The 21,344-nt window shown below is 73.2% G+C and carries 15 protein-coding genes and 2 tRNA genes; 13 read left to right on the plus strand and 4 right to left on the minus strand.

The features are described from left to right. Positions 1 to 4: 4 nt before the first annotated feature. The 4 genes from ACZ6AA_RS18595 to ACZ6AA_RS18610 all read left to right on the plus strand — a co-directional run bounded on the left by ACZ6AA_RS18595 (position 5) and on the right by ACZ6AA_RS18610 (position 3,172). On the plus strand, positions 5 to 1,735 hold the full coding sequence (locus ACZ6AA_RS18595) for an LCP family protein (RefSeq protein WP_471458948.1): 1,731 nt from the start codon (positions 5 to 7) through the stop codon (positions 1,733 to 1,735). A gap of 151 nt (positions 1,736 to 1,886) precedes the next feature. Further along, positions 1,887 to 2,345: a ribosome silencing factor gene (gene rsfS, locus ACZ6AA_RS18600; protein ID WP_030362627.1), complete on the plus strand. Its 459-nt coding sequence runs from the start codon at positions 1,887 to 1,889 to the stop codon at positions 2,343 to 2,345. Further along, on the plus strand, positions 2,342 to 2,983 hold the full coding sequence (locus ACZ6AA_RS18605) for a histidine phosphatase family protein (protein WP_380856968.1): 642 nt from the start codon (positions 2,342 to 2,344) through the stop codon (positions 2,981 to 2,983). Before rsfS ends, ACZ6AA_RS18605 begins: the two co-directional genes overlap by 4 nt. 116 nt (positions 2,984 to 3,099) lie before the next feature. After that, positions 3,100 to 3,172: transfer RNA gene (locus ACZ6AA_RS18610), tRNA-Ala, on the plus strand. Between the two features lie 143 nt (positions 3,173 to 3,315). Here ACZ6AA_RS18610 and ACZ6AA_RS18615 read toward each other — a convergent pair. Then, positions 3,316 to 4,308, minus strand: a complete 993-nt coding sequence (locus ACZ6AA_RS18615; RefSeq protein ID WP_468449689.1) for a helix-turn-helix transcriptional regulator — start codon at positions 4,306 to 4,308, stop codon at positions 3,316 to 3,318. Between the two features lie 102 nt (positions 4,309 to 4,410). On the opposite strand from ACZ6AA_RS18615, the gene ACZ6AA_RS18620 reads away from it, so the two are divergent. From ACZ6AA_RS18620 to ACZ6AA_RS18630, 3 genes are all read left to right on the plus strand, one after another. Then, on the plus strand, positions 4,411 to 5,874 hold the full coding sequence (locus ACZ6AA_RS18620; protein WP_468449688.1) for an MFS transporter: 1,464 nt from the start codon (positions 4,411 to 4,413) through the stop codon (positions 5,872 to 5,874). An 89-nt stretch (positions 5,875 to 5,963) separates the two neighbouring features. Continuing rightward, positions 5,964 to 6,140: a hypothetical protein gene (locus ACZ6AA_RS18625; RefSeq protein ID WP_169786645.1), complete on the plus strand. Its 177-nt coding sequence runs from the start codon at positions 5,964 to 5,966 to the stop codon at positions 6,138 to 6,140. A 3-nt stretch (positions 6,141 to 6,143) separates the two neighbouring features. Further along, on the plus strand, positions 6,144 to 6,377 hold the full coding sequence (locus ACZ6AA_RS18630) for a hypothetical protein (RefSeq protein WP_016643127.1): 234 nt from the start codon (positions 6,144 to 6,146) through the stop codon (positions 6,375 to 6,377). Here ACZ6AA_RS18630 and ACZ6AA_RS18635 read toward each other — a convergent pair. After that, a complete protein-coding gene (locus ACZ6AA_RS18635) occupies positions 6,356 to 7,657 on the minus strand; it encodes a glycosyltransferase 87 family protein (RefSeq protein WP_471458951.1) in 1,302 nt (433 codons plus the stop codon). The genes ACZ6AA_RS18630 and ACZ6AA_RS18635 overlap by 22 nt on opposite strands. A 114-nt stretch (positions 7,658 to 7,771) precedes the next feature. Between ACZ6AA_RS18635 and ACZ6AA_RS18640 the strand changes: the two genes are divergently transcribed. Beyond that, positions 7,772 to 7,844, plus strand: a tRNA-Ala gene (locus ACZ6AA_RS18640). A gap of 204 nt (positions 7,845 to 8,048) precedes the next feature. Here the strand turns inward: ACZ6AA_RS18640 and ACZ6AA_RS18645 are convergent. Further along, positions 8,049 to 9,641 carry an NADH-ubiquinone oxidoreductase-F iron-sulfur binding region domain-containing protein gene (locus tag ACZ6AA_RS18645; protein ID WP_468449686.1) on the minus strand — a complete coding sequence of 531 codons (1,593 nt, stop codon included), beginning with the start codon at positions 9,639 to 9,641 and terminating at the stop codon, positions 8,049 to 8,051. Further along, a complete protein-coding gene (locus ACZ6AA_RS18650; protein WP_471458953.1) occupies positions 9,638 to 11,098 on the minus strand; it encodes a cytochrome b/b6 domain-containing protein in 1,461 nt (486 codons plus the stop codon). Before ACZ6AA_RS18650 ends, ACZ6AA_RS18645 begins: the two co-directional genes overlap by 4 nt. 414 nt (positions 11,099 to 11,512) lie before the next feature. Between ACZ6AA_RS18650 and leuS the strand changes: the two genes are divergently transcribed. The 5 genes from leuS (at position 11,513) to ACZ6AA_RS18675 (ending at position 21,250) form a co-directional block, all read left to right on the plus strand. Further along, positions 11,513 to 14,434: a leucine--tRNA ligase gene (gene leuS, locus ACZ6AA_RS18655; protein WP_468480815.1), complete on the plus strand. Its 2,922-nt coding sequence runs from the start codon at positions 11,513 to 11,515 to the stop codon at positions 14,432 to 14,434. A gap of 460 nt (positions 14,435 to 14,894) precedes the next feature. Continuing rightward, positions 14,895 to 15,686 carry a hypothetical protein gene (locus tag ACZ6AA_RS18660; protein WP_468449683.1) on the plus strand — a complete coding sequence of 264 codons (792 nt, stop codon included), beginning with the start codon at positions 14,895 to 14,897 and terminating at the stop codon, positions 15,684 to 15,686. Between the two features lie 139 nt (positions 15,687 to 15,825). Further along, positions 15,826 to 16,671, plus strand: a complete 846-nt coding sequence (locus tag ACZ6AA_RS18665) for a DegV family protein (protein ID WP_468449682.1) — start codon at positions 15,826 to 15,828, stop codon at positions 16,669 to 16,671. 710 nt (positions 16,672 to 17,381) lie between these two features. After that, on the plus strand, positions 17,382 to 18,269 hold the full coding sequence (locus ACZ6AA_RS18670) for a ComEA family DNA-binding protein (RefSeq protein ID WP_471458980.1): 888 nt from the start codon (positions 17,382 to 17,384) through the stop codon (positions 18,267 to 18,269). 443 nt (positions 18,270 to 18,712) lie between these two features. Next, positions 18,713 to 21,250: a ComEC/Rec2 family competence protein gene (locus ACZ6AA_RS18675; protein ID WP_471458955.1), complete on the plus strand. Its 2,538-nt coding sequence runs from the start codon at positions 18,713 to 18,715 to the stop codon at positions 21,248 to 21,250. Positions 21,251 to 21,344: the final 94 nt, after the last annotated feature.

The raw sequence follows: 21,344 nt of genomic DNA on the forward strand, positions 1-21,344 counted from the left end.
ACCGGTGAACGACCGACAGTACGACCCCTACGCGGGCCAGGACCCGTACGCGGGTCAGTACGCGGGTGACGCGGCGGACCAGTACGAGGTCGTCGGGTACGACGAGTACGGGCGGCCGGTGTACCAACTGGTGCAGCAGCCCCAGGTGCCCCCGCAGGCGACGCCCGGCTACGACGCGTACGCCGCGCAGCAGCAGCCGCAGGGGTACGGCTACGACCCGTACGCGACGCAGGGCTCGACCGGGCAGCAGGCGGCGGTGCCGCCGTCGGCGTACGACACCCGGGAGCAGACCGGGTGGGTTCCGCAGCAGCAGTCGTACCAGTCGCAGGCGCCCCAGCAGCCCCAGCACGCGCAGCCGCAGCAGCAGGTGCAGCAGCCGTCGCACCAACAGCCGTCGCATCAGCAGCCCTCGCACCAACAGCCGCCCCCCGAGCAGGAAGCCGGGCCGGAGCGGGCGCACGAGGGTGACGAAGCGCCCGAGTACCGCACCGAGCAGTTCTCGTTCATAGAGGAACCGGACGAGGAATCCGAAGACGTCATCGACTGGCTGAAGTTCACCGAGAGCCGCACCGAGCGCCGCGAGGAGGCCAAGCGGCGCGGGCGCTCGCGCGTGGTCGCCCTCGCCGTCGTGCTCGCGCTGGCTGTCGTCGGCGGCGTCGGCTACCTGTGGGCCTCGGACAAGCTGCCCGGCGGCTCGGAGGGGAAGTCCGGCGCGCAGGCGGCCGACGGACCCCAGAAACGCGACGTCATCGTCGTCCACCTGCACAACACCAAGGGCGGCGGCACCTCCACGGCGCTGCTCGTGAACAACACCACCACCAAGCGCGGCAGCACCGTCCTGCTCCCCGACTCCCTGGCCCTGACCGGCGAGGACGGCAGCGCGACGACGCTCGCCAAGTCCGTCGAGGACGACGGCTCGACCGGCACGCGCGAGGAGATCGACACGGCCCTCGGCACCCATGTCGAGGGCACCTGGCGCCTGGACACCCCCTACCTCAACAACCTCGTCGAACTCGTCGGCAACATCGACATCGACACCAACGCCGACGTCCCCGACCCGAAGTCGAAGAAGAAGGGCGAGGCGCCGCTCGTCAAGAAGGGCGAGCAGCAGACCCTCAGCGGGCCGATGGCCGTCGCGTACGCCACCTACCGCGCCTCGGGCGAGGCCGAGACCGCGCAGCTCACCCGGTTCGGGCAGGTCATGCAGGGCGTGCTGCGCAAGCTGTCGTCCGACCCGCAGGCCGCGACCGTCACCGTGCAGTCGCTCGCGCAGATCCTCGACCCGTCGCTGAAGGAGAAGGACCTCGGCACCTTCCTCGCGAAGCTCGCCGACCGCGCCAAGGGCGGCGACTACGCCACCGCGCTGCTGCCGGTCCAGGACGACGGGACGCTGACCGAGAAGGCCAGCACCAGCGTCGTCAAGGACGTCCTCGGCGGCGCCGTGAAGAGCCCCGAGCAGGGCGCGGCCGTCCGGGTCGGCGTGCGCAACGCCACCGGCGACAAGGACTCCACGGAGAAGGCCCGCATCGCGCTGGTCAACGGCGGCTACACCTTCGTCGATGGCGGCTCCGGCACATCCGCGTCGACGTCGTCGCAGGTCACGTACGCCGACGCGGGCAAGAAGGCGGAGGCGCAGGAGGTCGCCAAGACCCTCGGCCTGCCCGCCGGCGCGGTCCGCAAGGGCAAGACGGCCCCGAACGCGGACGTGTCCGTGGTGCTCGGCGGGGACTACTAGGCCGGGTCGGAGCGGGGGCCCTTCCCGGGGTGGGAGGGCGCCCGCGGTGCTCCCGGCGCGGTCCCGGAGTGGTCGAAACAATCTTCTGGGGACCCATGGGCGGTCCGTGAGACCCTTGACGGGTATTGCCCATCTGAAGGAAAGCTCTCTAGTGACCGCCACGGACCGCTCCACCGAGCTCATCACCGTCGCCGCCCAGGCGGCCGCCGACAAGCTCGCGCACGACATCATCGCGTACGACGTCAGCGACGTGCTGTCGATCACGGACGCCTTCCTGCTCGCCTCCGCGCCCAACGACCGCCAGGTCAAGTCGATCGTCGACGAGATCGAGGAGCGCCTCAACAAGGAGCTCGGCGCCAAGCCGGTGCGCCGCGAGGGCGACCGCGAGGCCCGCTGGGTCCTCCTCGACTACGTCGACATCGTCGTGCACGTCCAGCACAGCGAGGAGCGTGTCTTCTACGCGCTCGAGCGCCTGTGGAAGGACTGCCCCGAGATCGAGCTGCCCGCCGAGGCCAAGGCCACCCGCGGCAAGGCCGCCGAGTACGCCGACCGGCAGCAGGCCGCCGAGGAGGCCGGAGCCCTGCGCGAGCTGGGCGGTGAGCTGCGGTGAGCAACCGCGGCTGCCGGATCATCCTGTGGCGGCACGGCCAGACCGCGTGGAACCTGGAGCGCCGCTTCCAGGGCACCACGGACATCGAGCTGACCGACGTCGGCCTCGGTCAGGCCCGGCGCGCCGCCCGGCTGCTGGCCTCCCTGAAGCCGGACGCGATCATCGCGTCCGACCTCAGGCGGGCCGCGGCCACCGCCGCCGAGCTGGCCGCCGTCACGGGCCTCGACGTCACCCACGACGAGGCCCTGCGCGAGACCTACGCCGGGGCCTGGCAGGGCCTGACCCACGACGAGATCATCGCCCGGCACGGCGAGCAGTACGCCGCGTGGAAGCGCGGCGAGCCGGTGCGCCGCGGCGGCGGTGAGCTGGAGACCGAGGTGGCCGACCGCGCCGCCCCGGTCGTGCTGCGGCACGCGGAAAAGCTGCCCGACAACGGCACGCTGGTCGTCGCCAGCCACGGCGGCACCATCCGCACCACCATCGGGCGTCTCCTCGGCCTGGAGCCGCACCACTGGGAGGGCCTGGGCGGGCTCTCCAACTGCTGCTGGTCGGTCCTCGGCCAGGGCGCGCGCGGCTGGCGCCTGCTCGAGCACAACGCGGGCACGCTGCCCGAGCCGGTGCTCGGCGACGACGACTAGCCTCCGGCGTGTCCCGGCGGAAGCCCAGGTCACCGGTGCCGGGGACCGGATTTCGCATTCGGGCAGGTCGCAGGCTAAAGTTCTTCTTGTTCGCCCGCCGAGCGGGAAGAACGCAAGGGGCTATAGCTCAGTTGGTAGAGCGCCTGCATGGCATGCAGGAGGTCAGGAGTTCAATTCTCCTTAGCTCCACTCGCACGAGAAGCGGCGTGTGCTCACGGAAAACGTGAGCCGCGTCGCTTTCGTCATGTCCGGCGCACGTTCTCTCCGGTGCACCTGCTCCTGCTCCCCGGCGGGCCTCCTCCCTGGCGCCCCTTCTCTCCGGTGCCCCCGTCTCATACGGACACGTCGTCGCGGCGCAGCTCGCGCAGCCGGGCCGTCCGGTCCTTCGTCTCCTCGTCGTCCGGCGTGTACGCCACGATGCGGCAGTCCGGCATGCCGTTGATCGACAGCGACACCGACGTCATCCGCAGCTCACCGACCGCCTCGTGCCAGAACGTCTTCACCCGCGGCCCCGGCGGCACCACGTAGCCGCTCGCCCACAGGCGGGCGAACTCCGGGCTGGCCAGCGACAGTTCCCGGATGAAGTTCTCCCAGGCGGGCTCGCCCACATGCCGTCCGTACTCCCCGCGCAGCGTCGCCACCATCACCGGCAGCTCCGAGTCCCGGAAGACCAGCGGGCAGTGCTTCTCCGGCACGACGAACAGCGTCCACAGCACGTTCTCCACGCCTATCGCCTCGATGGGCGGGACGAGGAAGAGGTCCCTGTAGGCGGGGTTGGTGGCGAGGATGTCGTACCGCGCGTTGTACACCACCGCCGGATGCGGGTCCAAGGCGTCGATGATGCCCTGGATCTCCGGGCCCACCGTCCGCGCGGCCGCCTCGTGCCGCGCCGCGTACGGCACCTCCGCCAGGTGGTACAGATGCTCGCGCTCCGCCTTGTCCAGGCGCAGCGTGCGCGCGACGGCGTCCAGGACCTGGGCGGAGGCGTTGATGGGGCGGCCCTGCTCCAGCCACGTGTACCACGTCACACCGACGCCGGAGAGCTGGGCGACCTCCTCGCGGCGCAGGCCGGGCGTGCGGCGCCGGGGGCCGGGCGGCATGCCCACGTCGGCCGGGGTGACAAGGGCCCTGCGGCCCCGCAGGAACGCGGCCAGCTCGGGGCGGCGGCGGGCGGGCGCCGGTGCGGGCAGGGTGCCGGGTGCGGGGGTGGGGAGGGTACCGGGCGCGGCTGGGAGCGGTGCGTCCGCCGGTGCGGTGCCCGCTGGGCGTGCCGTGCGGGTGGGCCGCACCGTGCGTGGTGTCCCCGTCATGTCCATCGTCGTCACGTCCCCCATCGTCCGTCCCCGCCGTCGACCTTGCCAGGTGCTGCCAGTACCAGCATCAGCGGGCTCTCACTACCTGTACCCGCCCGCGACCACGCTCGGGGCATGACGACTACGACCCCACCCGCGGCGACCTCCGCCTCAACTCCTGGATCCAGTAAAGCCCCTGGCACTGACATCCGCCCCGGACGGCTCCTCGCGGCCGTGCTCACCGCCCAGTTCATGGCGCTGCTCGACGTGTTCATCGTCAACGTCGCCGCGCCCACGATCCGCGAGGAACTGCACGCGTCCGGCGCCGGGCTGCAACTCGTCATCGCCGGCTACACCATCACGTACGCCGTCCTGCTGATCACCGGCGCGCGCCTCGGCGAGCGGCTCGGGCACCGCCGTGTCTACCTCGTCGGGCTCGCCGTCTTCACGGCCGCCTCCCTGGCCTGCGGGCTGAGCCAGAGCACCGGTCAGCTGATCGCGTTCCGGCTGCTGCAGGGCGCGGGCTCGGCCGTCCTCATCCCGCAGGTGCTCAGCCTCATCCAGCGGAACTTCACCGGCGAGGCGCGGATGAAGGCACTCGGCGCGTACTCGGCGGTCCTCGCCACCGGCGCCGCGGCCGGTCAGGTCGTCGGCGGCGTCCTCGTCAGCGCCGATCTGTTCGGCACCGGCTGGCGCCCGGTGTTCCTGGTGAACGTGCCGGTCGGCGTGGCCCTGCTGTTCGTCGCCGCCCGTGTGCTGCCCCGCGACGACCGCGGCGACGCGGGCCGGGCGCGCGGGCTCGACCTGCCGGGGCTCGTGCTGCTCGGCGCGGCCGTCTCGGCGTTCACGGTGCCGCTGGTCCTCGGCGAGCAGGAGGGCTGGCCGCTGTGGACCTGGGTGTCCCTCGGCTCCGCCGCCGTGCTCTTCGCCCTGTTCTGCTGGTACGAGGCGCGGCTCGCCCGGCGCGGTGGGGCGCCGCTGATCTCGCCGCGGGTCCTGCGGGTGCCGGGCATGGGCCTCGCCGTGTTCCGGCTCGCCGCGGTGATGGCGGTCAACTCCGGATTCCTGTTCGTGCTGTCGCTGCACGTGCAGGGCGGCCTCGGCTACAGCGCGCTGCGCGCGGGGCTGACGTTCGCCCCGTCCGCGATCGTCTTCGGAGTGGTCGGTCTGACCTGGCGCAAGTGGCCCGCGGCGCTGCAACGCGCACTGATCCCGGGCGGGTTCGCCCTCGCGGCCCTGTCGTGCCTCGCGGTGGGCCTGCTGCTGCGGGACGGCGACGACGGCGGGCTGTGGCTGTACGTGGCGTTCGTGGGCGGCGGCATCGGCCTCTCGCTCGGATTCAGCCCGACCCTCACGCGCGCGCTCGCGACCGTGCGGCCCGAGGACGCGGCGGACGCCAGTGGATTCCTCGCCACCGTCACCCAGCTCGGACAGCTCACCGGCGTCGCGGTCTTCGGCGCGATTTTCCTCGCCGGGATTGAGTCACAGGGGGCTCCTGGGGCGTATTCATCGGCGGACGCGCTCCTGGTGAGCTTCTACGCGCTCGCCGCGGCGGCCGCCCTGGGGGCCGTGTCCGGACTGGTACGTATGCGTCGCTGACCGTCTCGCCGTGGTCGTGGCAGAATCGACGGGGCCGGAAGGGGACTGCACCAAAGCGCCGACGGTGACCCGACGGGAGGGAGAGCGCGATGCCTGCGAGCATCCTCGAAGAGGCCGGGGGCCTCTTCGAAGTGGCGGACATACAGGTCGGCGATGCCACGCTCCTCCACTGCCCTTCCTGCGGTTCGGCCCACGTGGCTCAAGTCCTCGGTGACAACGGCGGAGTCAGTTACGTGTGCACCGCCTGCGGCCACAGCTGGAGCTGATCGATGGGTGCACACAGGCGTAAATGCGACTGGTGCGGCAGCGGTACGCCGATCGTCCGCGACATGGAACCGGTCAACCCGGACTACCAGTACTGGTGCGAGGAGTGCGCGCGGGCGCTGATCATAAAGGGCGACCCCATCGAGACGTACCGCGAACTCGAAGGGGAGCCGATCTACGGCCGCCTGCTCGACGAGCACTGCACCCTCAAGCGCTTCTACTCGTTCGCCACCGCCTGAGGCGCCCGCGAGCCCCCAGGAGCCCCCCCTGCACGGCCGCCCTGGCCCTCTGCGCCGCTGCCCTGATCCCGTCGCGGACAGCCCAGGGCGACCGCCGCGGCGACGGCGAGGAAGCCGACAGCGGCCAGTGGATAGCTCGCCGACAGCGTCATCTCGCCAAAATCCTGGGCGAGTTCACGCCGCCCATGGCCGTGCGGCACCCACCACAGCGCGTACGAGCAGAACACCAGCGCAAGACCGCCCGCCACCGCCCACCGCCCCCGGCCGCCCCACCGCGCCGCACGCGTCCACAGCAGCAGCGCCATCGGCACACACCACACCCAGTGGTGCGACCACGACACCGGGCTGACGAGCAGCGCGGTCGCCGCACAGGCGACCGCGCCCCAGGCCCGCTCCCCGCGCGCCGCCGCGGCCACCGCCACGGCGAGCCCGGCCACGCAGACCACCGCCGCCCCGGCCGCCCACCAGGCGCCCGGCTCCGGGGTGTGCAGCAGCCGTGCGAGCACCCCGCGCACCGACTGGTTCGCGGTGTTCTCCGCCCGCCCGGCCCTGCCCGCCTCGAAGACCACCCGGGTCCAGAAATTCCGGGAGTCCTCCGGCAGCACCACGGCCGCGGCCAGCGTCGCCCCCAGGAACGCGGCGGCCGCCACGCACGCGTGCCGCACGGCGGGCCGCCACGCCTCCCGTCGTACCCCCGCCACGGCACCCACCAGGAGCAGGAAGAGCGCGAACAGCCCGGGCGTCAGCTTGATGGCCGCCGCGATCCCGATGCCCACACCCGCCCACCGGTGGTCCGGGCGCCGCGTGAGCCCCCACAGCACCAGCACGGCCAGCAGCAGATTCACCTGCCCGTAGCGCAGCGTCGTCCACACCGGCTCCGCCCAGACAGCCACCGCCGACACCCACAGAGCGGTCTCCACGCGCGCGTACCGCCCCGCTCCGACCAACTTCAGGGACAGCCGCACGAAGGCGAACAGGAGCAGCAGGTTCCCGAGCGTGGCGAGCGGACGCAGGTCCGCCGGCTCCAGCAGCGTCAGCGGCGTGAACAACAACGCCGCGAACGGCGGGTATGTCATGGGCAGGTCGTACGCGGTGGCGCGCATCGCGTACAGGTCGGCGCCCGAACGCGCGGCCTGGCCCTCCGCGCGGTAGACCATCAAGTCGATCATCGAGACGTCGGCCGCGCGCTGCGCGGCCCAGAAGAGGACGAAGGAGAGCAGGCACGCCCCGGCGGCCAGGGGCACACGGCGGCGGATGACGGCGACGGCGATCACGGACACGAGGCCGGACCGTAGTGACCTCGGGTGTCCGGGACGGAAACGATTTGGTGGACCACGGGGGTGACCGTGTAATGTTTGCGGAGCCGCCGGGGAAACCGGGCGGAGCAGCAACAAGGGGCTATAGCTCAGTTGGTAGAGCGCCTGCATGGCATGCAGGAGGTCAGGAGTTCAATTCTCCTTAGCTCCACAGCAGATGAGCGGGCCACCCGGATCGGGTGGCCCGCTCTTTCGTGTGCCCTGGGTCTTTGCGGGGAGGGCTCGGGCCCGTACACGGGGTGGGCTCGGCCCGTACGGGGAGGACCTGGGCCTGTCCAGGGAGAGCCTGGGCCTGTCCGGGGAGAACCGGGGCGCGCGCCCCAAGCTCTCCCCGGACAGGCCGCTCAGCCCGTCCTCACCGCCCGCTGCCCAGCGCCCTGCGCCCGCGGCCCCGCGGCAGCATCGGCAGGCCCGCCGACGGCGCCTGCGCCGGGATCGCCGCGGGGGCCTCCTCGATGCGCAGGGCCAGCGCGGGGCAGCGGCGCACCGCGCGCTGGGCGCGCGCTTCGGAGTAGCGCGGCACGGCGGCCTCCGCGACCGCGGGGAAGCCGTCCGGGCCCAGCTGGATCAGCTCGGGCACGATGTCCGCGCACAGGCCGTGGCCCTGGCACAGCGTCCAGTCGACGGCGAGCTTGCGGCCGCTCGACGCCTCGCCCTGGGGGCTGTCGTCCTGGAGCGGCAGGACGCCCTCCACGGGACGCCCGCACCCGTCGCCCAGGACGTGCGCGGCGAGATCGTCCGTGAACGCCGCGATCGTCGACTCCAGGAACGCCGCCGAGCCGTCCGGATGCTTGCACGCACCCCGCCGCTTCACCGCCCGCGTCACCTCGCGCAGCGCCTCCAGGGCGGTGGGCCCGCCGCCGTCCAGGACGTCGGCGAGGCCCCGCGCGGCGGCCGGGAGCCCCAGATAGCAGGGCCCGCACTGCCCGGCGCTCTCCGCCGCCAGCCAGTTCGCCACGTGCAGCGCCTCGCCCAGCGGACACGTGCCCGGGCCGAGCGGCAGGATCGCGCCCGCGCCGAGCGCGCCCCCGCAGGCCTCCAGGGCCGCCCGGGACACGACCGCGTCGTGCGCGGTGACCGCGTCCAGCCACTTGCCGTGATAGCCGCCCGTGAGGACGCCCTGCGGCAGCGGGGGAGCACCGGCGAGCTGTAGAACGTACCGGAGGGGCACGCCCGTTGGGACCTCCAGGACCATCGGCCGGGCGACGGCTCCGGAGAGCGTCAGGAGCACGGTGCCCGGCTCGTCGCGCAGGCCCGTGCGCCGGTAGCGCTCCGCGCCGATGCGGGCGGCGACGGCCAGCTGCGCGAAGGTCTCCGCGTTCGACAGGAGCGTCGGCGCGCCGCCCACGCCGGAGTCCGACGTGCGGACCTTGCGCCCCGGGGGCAGCGGCGGCCCGCCGTCCGCGGAGCGCACCAGGGCCGAGGACTCGCCGGTGACCATGCGCACGGGATTGCGCTGCACGCGCGCGCGGAGGACCGATCCGCGCCGGTTGCTCAGCCCGCGCTCGGCGAGCGCCGCCTGCATCGAGGCCTCCGTGGAGTCCCGGGTCACGCCGACGACGAGCGTGCGCGCGCCCAGCGCCTCGGCGGCGAGCAGCGCGCCGTCCAGGATGAGGTGCGGGGCGCGGTTGATCAGCACGGTGTCCTTGCGGCACGCGGGCTCGTCCTCGCTGCCGTTGATGACGACCACAGGGCGCACGCCCCGGCGGATCGCGGCCTCGGCGACGGCCCGCAGCTTCTTGGCGAACGGGAACCCCGCGCCGCCGCGGCCACGCAGCGAGATCTGCTCGGCCAGCGTGGCGAGCTGCTCGCCCGCGATGGGTTCCAGCGGACCGTGCACCTTCAGGTGCATGGCCAGGTCGAGCCGCTCGACCAGATCGAAGCCCGAGGTCAGCAGCGGAAGCCCGACGACGCGGACTTCGGGGACATCGGGCAGTGACGCGTTCACTTGCTGCCTCCGGTGGACGCGTTCCAGGGTTCGCCGCTGCTGGGCGCCTGGAAGGGGCCGGGTAGCTGTTGGGTGGCGGGGCCGTCGTCGTACACGGGGTCGTGCGCGGGATGCACGGGGTGCACGGGATCGTGCAGGGGCGGGTGGTAGGCGGGCTGCGGGCCGGTGTCGTACGAGGCGTCGTACGGGTCGGTGTCCCCGGAGCCGAAACCCCTGTCTCCGTAGTCGTGCTGTGTGTCCTGGGAGTCGCGGCGGCCGTCACCCCTGCCGGTGGGTCCGTAACCGGCGTCCAGGGAGTCGTATCCGCTCGCTACGGAGTCGTAGTCGTCGTCTACGGAGTCGTACGGCAACGGGGTCGAGGGTGCCTCGGCCGGAGGGGGCGGGGAGGGCGCCGGCCAGCGCGGCGTCATGGTGGGCAGGACCTCGGTCGGCTGGAGGTCCAGGGGCAGCGACGAGTCGGGCCCCGAGGGGGTGGCCAGCGCGCGGTAGGCGGCGGCGATGCCGACGACCGGGGGCTGGTCGGCCGAGGTGGCGGCGCGGCCCGACGCGGTGCCGGGCAGGGGCGCCGACGCGGTGTCCCGGGTGGGTGCGGGGGTCTCGCGGCGGGGGCGGTCGGGGGTGGGCCGGGCGTCGGGCGCTGGCCGGGCCTCGGGTTCGAGGAGGGCGAAGATCCGGGCGGCCACCTTGCGCTTGACCGGACGCGGCGCCGCGCGCAGCGCCACCGCTCCGGCGACCGCGACCAGGCACAGGCAGTACAGGGCCACCACCCACGGCTTCGGCGGGCGGCCCGCGTACAGGCCGTGGATCAGGGCCGCGCACCAGGCCGGGTAGGCCAGCATGTGCAGCGCCCGCCACCGGGACGCGACCTGGACCGGTGAGGCGAAGGAGCTGCGCAGGGCGCCGGTGACGCTGGTGGTGATCATCAGGAGCCCGGCGAGCGAGCCCAGGCCGATGAGCCCGTCGCCGCCCGTGAAGCCGAGCCCGAAGGGCACCAGGGCGCCCACCGCGGACACATGGTCGAGGGCGAGCTTCACGGTGCCGTGCAGCAGCAGGAAACCCACGGACGCGACCGCCGTGGCCCGGTGCACGGCCTGGGCGAGCAGTCGCTGGCGCGAGCGCAGGAAGAGCCGGTCGGAGGCGACCAGGCCCCACATCACCGACGCTGTCAGGGAGACCAGCGACAGGACGCCGGTGGTGAAGTCGAGGGCGGCGCGGAAGTCGTCGCCGCCCGCGAACACGAGCAGGGGTATCAGCAGCAGCGCGGCCGTGGTGACGATGCCGCGGGCCGCTCTGCCCGGCGTGCGGAAGGACGGGAACGCCGGTGCCGCGGGCGGTGCGGCTGGCGGGAAGGGCGCGGACGCCGGGGCGGAGCGCCGCGGCGAGGGGGAGCGCCGCGGCGGCGTCGCGGGCGACGGGGGGCTTCCGCGGCTCTTGCGGTGCGGGTTCAGAGGGTTCATGGGGGCGACTCCGAAATGGTTCGGTCGCCGCATGCTAAGTCGAGCCATACCGATGGGTACGTGGTTTGAGTTATTGCGTTGTTATCAAAGCGCGACTCGATCTTGGTGTTGCCCCGATAGTGGTCGGTACGCGGAGTAACCCTTGGCCAGGGGTGGGGTTCCCGGGCCCTCCGGGGATGCGCCACGGCTCTCCGGGGATACGGACAAAGCGCGTGGCCCGGCTCCGAAGCGCTGCGGTACCCTGACGCCATGCGTGCCGTACGCCTTCTGCTTAGCGGGCCGCGCTGATCAGTCCCGACCGCCCAGTGAGCGCGGTCGGAATCGGCGCGGCGTCCCCTCCTGTGCGAGGGGCATTTTTATTGGGCCGTCCGGCCATTTCCGCAGGCAGAGACGATCGATGGAGCTTTGAGGACCATGAGCGAGACGAATTCCTCCGCCACTGCTGAAGGTGCGGCGGGCGCGGGAGGCGCCCCCGCCGCCGAGGCGGCCGCCCCGCACCGCTACACGGCCGCCCTGGCGGCCGAGATCGAGGCACGCTGGCAGGACTTCTGGGACGCGAACGGCACGTACGAAGCACCCAACCCGAGCGGCGACCTGGCCGGCGACCCCGCCATCGTCGAGCGCCCCAAGAAGTTCATCATGGACATGTTCCCGTACCCCTCGGGTGCGGGCCTGCACGTCGGCCACCCCCTGGGCTACATCGCCACCGACGTCTACGCCCGCTTCCAGCGCATGACGGGCCACAACGTCCTGCACTCCCTGGGCTTCGACGCCTTCGGTCTGCCCGCCGAGCAGTACGCCGTGCAGACCGGCACGCACCCGCGCGTGTCCACGGAAGCCAACATCGAGAACATGAAGGCACAGCTGCGCGCCCTGGGCCTGGGCCACGACAAGCGCCGCTCCTTCGCGACGATCGACCCGGACTACTACAAGTGGACCCAGTGGATCTTCGTACAGATCTTCAACTCCTGGTACGACGACGAGGCGAAGAAGGCCCGCCCCATCGCCGACCTGATCGCCCAGTTCGACAGCGGTGAGCGCGCCGTACCGGACTCCACGCGCGCGTGGAGCGCACTGGACGCCCAGGAGCGCGCCGACGTCCTGAGCGGCTTCCGCCTGGCGTACGCCTCCGACGCCCCCGTCAACTGGTGCCCGGGCCTGGGCACCGTCCTGGCGAACGAGGAAGTCACCGCCGACGGCCGCTCCGAGCGCGGCAACTTCCCCGTCTTCAAGGCCAAGCTGCGCCAGTGGAACATGCGCATCACCGCCTACGCCGACCGCCTGCTCGACGACCTGGACGCGCTGGACTGGCCCGAGGCCATCAAGCTGCAGCAGCGCAACTGGATCGGCCGCTCCGAAGGCGCGCGCGTCGACTTCCCCGTCGGCTCCGAAGGCGACGCCATCACCGTCTTCACCACCCGCCAGGACACCCTGTTCGGCGCCACCTACATGGTCCTGGCGCCCGAGCACGAGCTGGTCGACACCCTCGTCCCGGCCGCCTGGCCCGAAGGCACCCACGACGTGTGGACGGGCGGCCACGCCACCCCCGCCGAAGCCGTCGCCAAGTACCGCGCCTTCGCCGCCGCCAAGTCCGACGTCGAGCGCCAGGCCGACGCCAAGGAGAAGACCGGCGTCTTCACCGGCGCGTACGCGACGAACCCCGTCAGCGGCGAGCAGGTCCCCGTCTTCATCGCCGACTACGTCCTGATGGGCTACGGCACCGGCGCCATCATGGCCGTCCCCGCGCACGACTCCCGCGACTTCGCCTTCGCGCGCGCCTTCGAACTGCCGATGCGCTGCGTCGTGGAGCCCGCCGACGACCGCGGCACCGACCCGTCCACGTGGGACGACTCCTTCGACTCCTACGAGGCGAAGATCATCGGCTCCTCCGGAGACGACATCACCCTGGACGGCCTGGTCGTCGTCGAGGCCAAGGCCCGCATCACCGAGTGGCTGGAGCGCAAGGGCATCGGCCGGGGCACCGTCAACTTCCGCCTGCGCGACTGGCTGTTCAGCCGCCAGCGCTACTGGGGCGAGCCCTTCCCGATCGTCTACGACGAGGACGGCGTGGCCCACTCGCTGCCCGAGTCGATGCTGCCCCTGGAACTGCCCGAGGTCGACGACTACAGCCCGCGCACCTTCGACCCGGACGACGCCGACACCCAGCCCGAAACCCCGCTGTCCCGCAACGAGGACTGGGTCAACGTCACCCTGGACCTGGGCGACGGCACCGGACCGCGCCGCTACCGCCGCGAGACCAACACCATGCCCAACTGGGCCGGTTCGTGCTGGTACGAACTGCGCTACCTGGACCCCCACAACGACCAGAAGCTGGTCGCCCCCGACGCCGAGCGCTACTGGATGGGCCCCCGCGAGGGGCAGCCCACCGGCGGCGTCGACCTGTACGTCGGCGGCGCCGAGCACGCCGTGCTGCACCTGCTGTACGCCCGCTTCTGGTCGAAGGTCCTGTTCGACCTGGGCCACATCTCGTCCGCCGAACCGTTCCACAAGCTGTTCAACCAGGGCATGATCCAGGCCTACGTCTACCGCGACAGCCGCGGCTTCCCGGTGCCCGCCACCGAGGTCGAGGAGCGCGACGGAAAGTTCTTCTTCGAAGGCGAGCCGGTCAAGCGCGAGCTGGGCAAGATGGGCAAGTCCCTGAAGAACGCCGTCACTCCGGACGAGATGTGCGAGGAGTACGGCGCCGACACACTGCGCCTGTACGAGATGGCGATGGGCCCCCTGGACGTCTCGCGCCCCTGGGACACCCGCGCCGTCGTCGGCCAGTACCGGCTGCTGCAGCGCATGTGGCGCCTGATCGTCGACGAGGCCACCGGCGAGCTGACCGTCACCGACGCCGAGCCCGACGAGGACACCCTGCGGGCGCTGCACAAGGCGATCGACGGCGTGCGCCAGGACCTGGACGGCATGCGGTTCAACACCGCCATCGCCAAGATCACCGAGCTGAACAACCACCTGACCAAGGCTGCGGGCCCCGTGTCGCGCTCCGTCGCCGAACGCCTGGTGCTGCTGGTCGCCCCGCTGGCCCCGCACATCGCCGAGGAACTGTGGCGCAAGCTGGGCCACACCGACTCGGTCGTCCACCAGGACTTCCCGGTCGCCGACCCCGCGTACGTCGTCGACGAGACCGTGACCTGCGTCGTGCAGATCAAGGGCAAGGTCAAGGCCCGCCTGGAGGTCCCGCCCACCATCTCCGACGAGGAGCTGGAGAAGACGGCCCTGGGCGACGAGCGCGTGGTCGCGGCGCTGGCCGGAGCAGGCATCCGCAAGGTCATCGTGCGGGCGCCGAAGCTGGTGAACATCGTTCCGGCGTGAGGGGCGATTCGGTCTGGCCGGGGTGGTGTGGTCGGGCCGAGCGGATCGGCGGAGCGGCGCGGCTGAGCAGATCGGCCGAGCTGATCGGCTGAGCTGATCTGCCGGGCCGACTGGACCGGCGTGGTCGGTGAGCGGCGGGCCCTTAAGGGGGCCCGCCGCTTTTTGGTCGTGGCTGCCCGGCGGCGGGTCGGTGCTGCTTGGCGGCGGCTCGGACGGGCAGCGGCCTGGTCGCGGCCGGGACCTGGGTGACCGGTCAACTGCGGGTCGGGCGACGCGCATCGGGGTAGTCCCCTACGGGCAGCTTGGGGGTTCCGCTGGAACCCTCAGGAGGCCTGCTGCGTTTACCGTGGAGAAGACGGAGAGATCGATGCCGTCGGCAGGACTCCGCATCACCCCGCACCATCCCTCGCACCACCCCGAACCGCCGGGGACCGATTCGCCGGGCCGAAGGAGAAGCATCGTGGAAGCCGTGATCGCAGTGGTCGCGCTGCTCTTCGTGCTGTTCCTGGCGCTGGGAGCGTATGCGGTGGTCAAGGCGGTCGGCGCGGCCCGCCGCGGCATGGACCGCACGATCACGCAGGCCCGCCGCACGGTGGAGGACACCACGCTGCGCGCGCGGACCTTCGCCCAGCCCGGCGCCGTCGGTGAGCTGGCCCAGCTGCGGCTGCGGCTGCGCACCTCCATGCGAGCCACCCAGGACTCGCTGCGCGCGGGCGTCGCCGAGGACTCCTCGCTGCACGAGTCCCTGGCGCTCTTCCAGCGCCTGAGCGCCCACGGCCACGAGCTGGACGACGACCTCAAGCGCCTGGAGCGGGAGCCCGACCGCATCGAGCTCAGCCAGCGCCTGCCCGCCCTGAAGGAGCGCACCGAGCAGATCGTCAAGGCCGCCGACTCACTCCGCTGGGCGGCCCGCGACCGCGCCCACAAGTTCGCGGACGACGACCTGGACCTGCTCAGCGAGCAGATCGACATGGAAGCGGGCGCGCTGCGGCACTGGACGGCCGGACCGACCGACGACCAGCCCCTCACCTCCTGGTCCGACCCCGCGACGCCCCCGCAGACCGACCAGGCGAAGACCGCGTCCGGCTCCGCGGCGGCCGACCTGAACAAGCCGTCCCGGCCGGGGGCGTCCGCCCGCGCGGCCGGAGGGGACCGCGCCGCCCAGGAACCGACCAGGCCCGCCATCACCCCGCCGACACCGCAGCCGACCTACCCCTGGCAGAAGAAGCCCAAGCCCGAAAGCACCACCTGACCCGAGGAGCCCGCCGCCAGGGCCACAGCAGGACCGCCCCTTCGGCATGCCCGGAGCCCCGTCGGAGCACGTCGCCCCCGTCGCTCACGTGCAGGGGTCGGACTGCCGCACCAGGGTTCCTGCGGGTAATCTCCAGCTCATGTCCCGCCATGTCGCGATCGTCACCGATTCAACGGCCTACTTGCCGCAGCGGACGATGGAGCGGCACGACATCACCGCGGTGCCGCTGACCGTCGTACTCGGCAATCAGGCACTCGAAGAGGGCACCGAGATCTCCGCCCGCTCGCTCGCGTTGGCCCTGCAGAAACGCCACCCCGTGACCACCTCGCGCCCCAGCCCCGAGGTCTTCGCCCAGACCTACCGCAAGGTCGCCGAGGCGGGCGCCACCGGCATCGTCTCGCTCCACCTGTCGGCCGAGTTCTCCGGAACGTACGACGCCGCCGTCCTCGCCGCCCGCGAGGCACCCGTGCCGGTCCGCGTCGTCGACACCGGCATGGTCGCGATGGCCCTCGGCTTCTGCGCCCTCGCCGCGGCCGAGACCGCCGAGTCCGGCGGCACGATCGACGAGGCGGTGTCGGCCGCGGAGAAACGGGCCGCGGCGACGTCCGCGTACTTCTACGTCGACACCCTCGACTATCTGCGCCGCGGCGGCCGCATCGGCGCCGCCCAGGCGCTCCTGGGCTCCGCGCTCGCCGTGAAACCGCTGCTCTCGCTGGACGACGGTCGCATCGAGATGCTGGAGAAGGTCCGCACGGCGTCGAAGGCGATCGCCCGTCTGGAGGAGATCGTGATCGAGCGGGCCGGGGCGCACGACGTGGACATCGCCGTGCACCACCTCGCGGCGCCCGAGCGCGCGGCGACCCTCGCGGAACGTCTCAGGGACCGTGTCCCCGGCCTTGTCGACCTGCACGTCAGCGAGGTGGGCGCGGTGATCGGGGCGCACACAGGGCCCGGGCTGCTCGGGGCTGTGGTCTCGCCTCGGTGAGGTAATCCCGTCTCGGCGGGGCTGTGGTCTCGCCTCTGTGCGGGCGAGGTTCGCTCGTGCGGGTGATGGAGTTATCCACAACTGCTGGGTAATCCCCCGGAATTGAGCAAGATCAACAAGTTTCCGTGGCGATGCCTAGCGTTTTCGGCATGGGACTTCGATCAGCTTCAGAGACGGCAAGCGGCGGTGCGGTGGGCTCGCCGGGCGGCGGTTCGGCAGACTCGCTGGACGGCGGTGCGGCAGGCCCGGCGCACAGTGGCCCGGGACGGTCGCCGGGCTCGGACGGGCGCGCGCAGGAACACCACGTGGCCATGGGGCACGCGACGCGACGCCACGCCCGGCGCCGGGCCCGACGCAGGCGCGCGGCAGCGGAGGCCATGCGGCTGCGAGCCGAGGCGCTGTTCGCCGAGCCGGGCGTGCGGGGAGGAGGGCGGGGGCGGGCTCCGACCTTTCCTGTGCTGCCTGAGGCGCCTGAGCGGGGGTGGCGTCGAACTCCCGGTTGGGTGGGGGGTGTTGGTGGTTGGAGTGGCGGGGGTGCTGGGGGTGCTGGGCGTGTTGTGGACCCGGCGGGACCGGTTCGCCCGGTGGACCCTCTGGACCCTCTGGACGCGGTGGACGCGGTGGACGCGGTGGACGCGGCGGGCCGGGTGGACCCCCTTGGCCCGGTGGACCCTGCTGGCCTGGTGGACCCCGTTGGCGCGGTGGGCCTGGTGGGCTCGGGGCGGGTGGGCCGGGCGGAGCCTGCGGGTGAGACGGGTGCGGCGGACGAGGGTTCCGGGGCCGATGCCCGGGTGGGGCCGCCGTGGCGGGTGCGGGCCGGGCTCGCCGTACGGGAGAGGCTGCCGCTCTGGCTCCGGCTGCGGTGCGGCCTGGAGCGGCGGAGCGTCATCGCGCTCGGCCTGGTCCTGATCGTGGCCGCGGTCTTCGCGGCGCAGCACTTCTGGACCGGGCGGACCCAGCCGGTCCGGGCACCGGACGTGGTGGGCGAGGCGGCGGGGCCCGGCGGAGAGCCAGGACCGTCCCCGTCGCCCGGGACGCCGCCCACGCCCGACGGGGGACTCCCGCAGGGCGCGCCGGGCGACGCCACCGGTACGGGGAGCGGCGCGGGCGCGGCGGCGGGCGTCGTCGTGGACGTCAGGGGCAAGGTCCGCAGCCCTGGTGTGCAACGACTGCCGGGAGGCTCCCGCGTCGCCGACGCGCTGCGGGCGGCGGGCGGGGTCCGCCCCGGCACGAAGACGGACGGGCTCAACCGCGCCCGGCTCCTCATCGACGGCGAGCAGATCGTGGTGGGCGGCCCCGCCCCACCGGAGCCGGGCTCCGCGGCGGCCGTCCCACCGGGTTCCATCCCCGGATCGACGGCCGGGGGCGCGGCGGCCGGGCCGACAGGGGGCGCCGGGGCGGCGGCAGGACCCGTGGGGCTCAACACCGCCACCGCCGAGCAACTGGACACCCTGCCGGGGGTGGGCCCCGTCCTGGCGCAGCACATCATCGACTACCGCACGGAGCACGGGGGATTCCGCTCGGTGGACGAACTCCGGGAAGTGAACGGCATCGGCGAGAAGAGGTTCGCCGATCTGCAGAAGCTTGTACGGCCATGAGGCGCACGGGGACGGCGACGAGGGGCGCCGGGACGTTCATGAGGCGCCGGGCGAACCCTCCCGGGACTGGTCCCAGCCCCGGCGCGCCCGACCGGCAGCAAGACGGTCCTGCGGACCCGCGCCAGCACGACTCTGCCGACCCGCGCCAAGAGGGCCCCGCCGACCTTCGCCTGGTGCCACCCGCCCTCGCGGCCTGGGCAGCGGCGGCCCTCTCGTTGGGCGCCCCACCCCGCGTGGTGGTCGGCGCGGTCGTGGTCTGCGTGGCGGTGGCCGGAGTGCTCCTGGTGACGTGGACCACGTGGACCACGTGGGGATGCGGGGGTGGGCGGGCCCGCGCTAGGGGTGTCCGCGCCCGGACGGGAGGGCGTGCCCCTGCACAGGTAGGGGCTGGCCACGCCGGACCAGGGCGAGCCGATGCCGGGGGAGGGCGCGCCGACGTCCAGGTGGGGCGTGTCCGGACCGAGAGACGGGGCCGCTTCGCGTGGGGCCGGGTGAGTGTGGCCGCGATCCTGCTGTGCGCCGCGGCGTCGGCTGCCTCGGCCGGGCTGCACGGGGCGGACCTGCACCGCGGCCCGGTACCCGAACTCGCGGAGCGGTACGCCGAGGTGACGGCGGAGGTGGAGGTGACGTCGGACCCGCGCCGTACGCGCCCCCGGGTGACCGGCGACCGCACGGCCCCGCCGTCCATCGTGCTGAACGGGGAGGTCGTCCGCGTCAGGGAGGCCGACGGTACGACGAGCGGGACGAGGGCGCCGGTGCTGGTCATCGTGCGCGAGGAGAGGGAGGAGGAGAAAGGGGAGAAGGGGGAGAAGGGGGCAGGCCAGAGGGAGGAGCCGGGGGAGAGGGGCGACGCGGGCTCGGGGCAGGGGCCCTGGCGGCCGGACAGCGGACAGGGCCCGGACGGTGCTGCCGGTGGTGTCGGCCCGGCCGGGGTCGGCGGCCCACGGGAAGGCGTAGGTGCCGGGGGCACGGATGCGCGGCCGCGAGGATCGCCGTGGCTGGACCTGTTGCCGTCCACGCGGCTGAGGGTGCGCGGAAGCCTCGCGGTGCCATGGTCGGACAGCGAGCGGATCGCGGCCGTCCTGCGGGTGCCGGAGGGGCAGGCGCCGCAGGTGGTCGGGGCACCGTCGGCGACGCAGCAGTTCGCAGGGGACCTGCGGGCGGGGTTGCGGGAGGCGACGGACGGGCTGCCTGATGATGCCCGCGCGCTGCTGCCGGGGCTGGTGATCGGGGACACCTCGCGGGTGCCGCCGGACCTGGACGAGGCGTTCCGGGCGACCGACCTCACTCATCTTCTCGCGGTCAGTGGAGCGAACCTCACGATCGTGCTGGCGTTGCTCATCGGGCCGCCCGGCACAGCCCACCGTGCGGAACGACGCGGGCTCGCACCGAGGTTGGGCATTCCGCTGCGGACGACGGCGCTGCTCGGAGGCGGGCTGACGCTCGGGTTCGTCATCGTGTGCAGACCGGAGCCGAGCGTGCTGCGGGCGGCGGCCTGCGGTCTGATCGTGCTGCTGGCCATCGGCACGGGCCGACGCAGATCACTGCTGCCCGCGCTGGCCACGGCGGTGCTGCTCCTGGTGTTGTACGACCCCTGGCTGTCGCGGAGTTACGGCTTCCTGCTGTCCGTCCTGGCGACGGGGGCGCTGCTCACGCTCGCGCCGAGGTGGAGTGCGGCGATGCGGCGGCGCGGCGTACCGGGGCGGCCGGCCGAGGCGCTGGCGGCCGCGGCGGCGGCGCAGGCGGTGTGCGCGCCGGTCGTGGCGGTGCTCGCGGCGCGGGTGAGCCTGGTCGCGGTGCCGTGCAACCTGCTCGCGGAGTTCGCTGTCGCGCCCGCCACCGTGCTGGGCTTCGCGGCGCTCGCGGTGGCGCCGGTGGCGATGCCGGTGGCCAAGGCGCTCACGTGGTGCGCGAGTTGGCCCGTGGGCTGGATCGCGGGAATCGCCCGGACGGGGGCGGCGCTGCCGGGGAACGGGATCGACTGGCCCGGCAGTTGGAGCGGCGCGCTGCTGCTGGCGATCGTCACCGTCGCCGTGGTCCTGGCCTGCCGCAGGCTCGCCCGGCATCCGTGGTTGAGCGCGGGATGCGTGCTGCTGCTCCTCCTGGCGGTCGTTCAACCCCCGCCGCTCACCCGGGTCATCGTGGGCTGGCCGCCGCAGGGGTGGCGTCTGGTGATGTGTGATGTGGGACAGGGGGACGCGACCGTGCTCGCGGCGGGCGGGGGCGCCGGGGTGGTCGTCGACGCGGGGCCCGATCCCGTGCTCGTCGACCGGTGTCTGCGCTCGCTCGGCGTCACACGGGTGCCGTTGGTCCTGCTGACGCACTTTCACGCGGATCATGTGGCGGGGCTGCCCGGGGTGCTGCGGGGGCGGTCGGTGGGGGCGATCCAGACGACGGGGTTCCAGGAGCCGTCGGGGCAGGCCGAGTTCGTGCGCGGGCAGGCGGCCGCACGGGGGATTCCCCTGACGCGGGCCGTCGCAGGAGAGCGGAGACGCGCCGGGCCGCTGGAGTGGCAAGTGCTCTGGCCGCCGCCCGGCCCGGGGGCGCGGCCGGAGGGCCCGAACGACGCCAGCGTCACCCTCCTCGCCCGGATCGCGGGGCTCACCCTGCTTCTCCTCGGCGACCTGGAACCACCGGCCCAGCGAGCCCTGTTGCGTACCCCGGCGGGCGCCGCGCTGCCACGGGTGGATGTGCTGAAGGTCGCGCATCACGGGTCGGCGTACCAAGACCCGTTGCTGTTGCGACGGGCGGCGCCGCGGCTCGCGTTGGTCTCGTGCGGCGAGGACAACCCGTACGGACACCCCTCGCCCCGGACGGTCGCGGCGCTGCGGGCCGGGGGCGCACAGGTGCTGCGGACGGACACGAGCGGCGCCATCGCGGTCACGGGAGGACGCGCCGGGGCACGCGCGGAGCCACCGGGGAGAGGCCCGGGTGCGGGCGAGGGTGGGGCGGCTGAGCTGGGGGTGGCGACGCGCAGGTGAGGGGGCGGGGCGCGCCCTGGCTGTCTGGGTGAGGCCAGGGCGACGGGGTGGGGGGGCGGGGGGAGGGGAGGGGAGAGGAGGGGGGAGGCCCCCC

The organism is Streptomyces sp. NPDC040610 (genome assembly GCF_055594065.1).